This is a genomic window from Fibrobacter sp., assembly GCA_012523595.1.
Classification (GTDB): Bacteria; Fibrobacterota; Chitinivibrionia; order Chitinivibrionales; family Chitinispirillaceae; genus JAAYIG01.
In genome coordinates this window covers 1-2,864 of sequence record JAAYIG010000259.1, presented here as the reverse complement: position 1 = coordinate 2,864, position 2,864 = coordinate 1, and the positions used below count along the sequence as shown (strand labels likewise).

General features: G+C 46.5%; 2 protein-coding genes. One reads left to right on the top strand and one right to left on the bottom strand.

The annotated features are described in order from the left end of the window. Positions 1–24 precede the first annotated feature (24 nt). Positions 25–1,497: a UvrD-helicase domain-containing protein gene (locus GX089_17630; protein NLP04316.1), complete on the top strand. Its 1,473-nt coding sequence runs from the start codon at positions 25–27 to the stop codon at positions 1,495–1,497. 40 nt (positions 1,498–1,537) lie between these two features. Here the strand turns inward: GX089_17630 and GX089_17625 are convergent. Beyond that, on the bottom strand, positions 1,538–2,864 hold a 1,327-nt coding region (locus tag GX089_17625), incomplete at its 5' end, for an HDOD domain-containing protein (protein ID NLP04315.1).

The window sequence follows — 2,864 nt, the reverse complement described above, 5'->3', positions numbered from 1 at the left end:
TCCATTCTGCTGAAGCGGCAGACTGTGGACTTTGATGATCTTCTGCTGCTTCCTTTGAAGATACTGACTTCAAACCCCGATATCCTGCATAAATATCAGAAACGTTATAAATACATCTCCATCGATGAGTTTCAGGATACAAACGCAGTCCAGATGAAGCTGGCCTCATTGCTTGCATTCCCAGAAAACAATATCATGGTTGTAGGTGATGATGATCAGGGGATCTACTCCTGGCGCGGAGCAGAGATCCAGAACATAATCTCATTTGCCGAGAAATTCGATGGATGTACCACGGTGATTCTTGACAGAAATTACCGTTCTACCCGGCAGATAATCGAGGGCGCACATGCGGTGGTGGAAAAAAACCGGATAAGAAAACCAAAAAAGATAATCGCTGTTTCGGGTGACGGCGACCCGATAATGCACTACAAAGGTGATGATGAAGAGGATGAGGCAGCATGGATAGCCGCCACCATTTCGGAAAATGACAAGCACACCTCTTTCAGCGCCAGTGATCATGCTATACTGCTGAGGACAAATGCGATGATGCGACGATATGAACTGGAACTCAGAAAAGCCGGAGTTCCCTACCGGGTCAGCGGTGCTATGAGTTTCTTTGAACGCAAGGAAGTAAAGGACCTGCTGGCGTATCTCAGGTTTTTTGCAAACCCCCAGGATGAGTTGAGTATGACAAGGGTACTGAAGGTTCCGAACAAAGGGATCACACCCTCAACTCTGGAGATCCTCGATGATTTCGCGGCATTAAGAAAAATGAGCCTCTTCGATTCGATGCTGAGGCATTCGGAACTGGAAAAGATCAGTGCCGAACAGCATGGTAAAATAGAATCTTTTCTCTCCATGTACAGGAAGTACAGCGAAAAATTCGAAACCGGTCCCCTCTCATCAGCCCTGAGAGACTTGCTCAATGAAACAGGATATCTCGAACATCTTGCCCGTGCCTCAAAAGAGGATAACGACCCTGAGAAGCGTACCGAAAACATAGAGGAGTTGATTCACGGACTGGAGACTTATGAGCAAAAATTCCGCTCAAAAAAACCGACTCTTGCCGGTTATCTCCAGGAGATAGCAATAATGAATTCTGAAGACAGTGAGGATGATGCACCGGGCTTAAAAAAAGGTGTTGTCCTTATGACACTGCATAAATCAAAAGGCCTGGAATTTCCGGTTGTTTTCCTGGCTGGACTTGACAAAGACTACATTCCATCACCGAAAGCAGTTCAGGAAGGCAATATAGATGAAGAGCGGAGGCTCTTTTATGTCGGTATGACCCGTGCCCGGAAAAGACTATATCTCACATATCCCGGTACAAAAGTTTTCAGAGGAAAACAGCGCGTTGTCACACCATGTCCCTTTCTCAATGAGATTCCCGAAGAGCACCTTGATGGCAAAATCGGTGAAAAGCAGGATGAAGAGAAGCAGCAGTTTATGGAGAACTTCTTCAAAGAGATGAAGGAGAAATTTGCTGCCCAGAAATAGAGGCAGCATACCCTGACAATCCCGCTCTGGTCTGGTCAAATCAGCCTATCGGTACTGTAATTCTTTCAAAAAAGACATCAAGAGTGTGCAGAAGCAGCCTGATATCGAAGGTCCTCCGGTCCATCAGGATAAGATTTGTATCGGAGATCCCGTGCCTGAGCTCCCTGTAGTGTTCCATGTTTACCAGGAATATTTTCAAGGTTTCGTTACGGCCCGCCTCGCGTTCTTCTCCGTAAATATTGATATCGAGAGGTGATCCCGGTTCCGGAATTGAGATAATCACCCTTTTATGGCCGGAAACATCTGATGGTATCTGGTTGGTAACAATGACCTTAAAGCCGTTATTCCGTAAAGCAACGACCATGGGATGATAAATGGCGCAGTCATTATAGACTACAACCACATCAGACACTCCTCCCTCCACCCTCTGTCCATCACTCCTGAGCTCACGAATCTGCAGATTCAAATAGGAACAGAGTTCCTTGAGCTGCCTGACTATGTATGCGAAAAACTTTTCATCAGGTCCGGAACCCATCTGAAGATCCTTCAGCATCTCTGCGGGGATCTCCTCCAGTATCTCATCGCAACTGTGTCCCAGTCCGAATGCCTTTGCCAGCAGATTCCCGATAAAGACCGACTCCTGGAGAATCTTGTCATTTAAAGAAGAATTCTTCAGAATTCGCTCGGGGTCATGATGATTCAAAATTGCCATCGACACCGATGTGGGGAAATTCCATTTTGAGGTAAGATAGTGCCCCAGATTTGCATGAGTAAACCCCATAAGCGTCTCCTCTGCTTCATAAAATGCGCAGATATCGCTCATGGTTTTATCAAGGAGCCGTGGGAACACGTTTTCAAAATCATTATCGAGCGGAATCTTCCCGAAATCATGCAGAAGCCCGGCCATAAAAGCCAGATCCGGTCTGGCCATACGGCAATCGATACAGATCTTCTCGGCTATCAATCCCACCGCAAGTGAGTGGAGCCAGAATTCACGTCTGCCAAATCCCCGGTTGCGGTAAATTTCCGGTGACAGGTCAATAAGTGAAAGACAGGCCATTATGCTTCTGGTTTCTCTGAAACCGAGGCGGACCACCGCTTCCTTGACATCCGTTATTCGTCCGTATCTTCTTGCGTATTGAACAGTATTGGCAATCTTGAGAATAGCGGAGGAGACAGCCGGGTCGGTAGAGATACACTTTGCGAGTTCAAGGGTGCAGGCATCCGACTCGATAATATCCATCGCTTTTATAACTGTAAATGGAAATCCCCAGTTCTTGTAAAGCGACTTGCTGATTTCCTGCATTTTTCTGTCAACAGGGATCGAAAGATCAAAGAGATGTTCCGCTATCATCCGGTTCTGATCG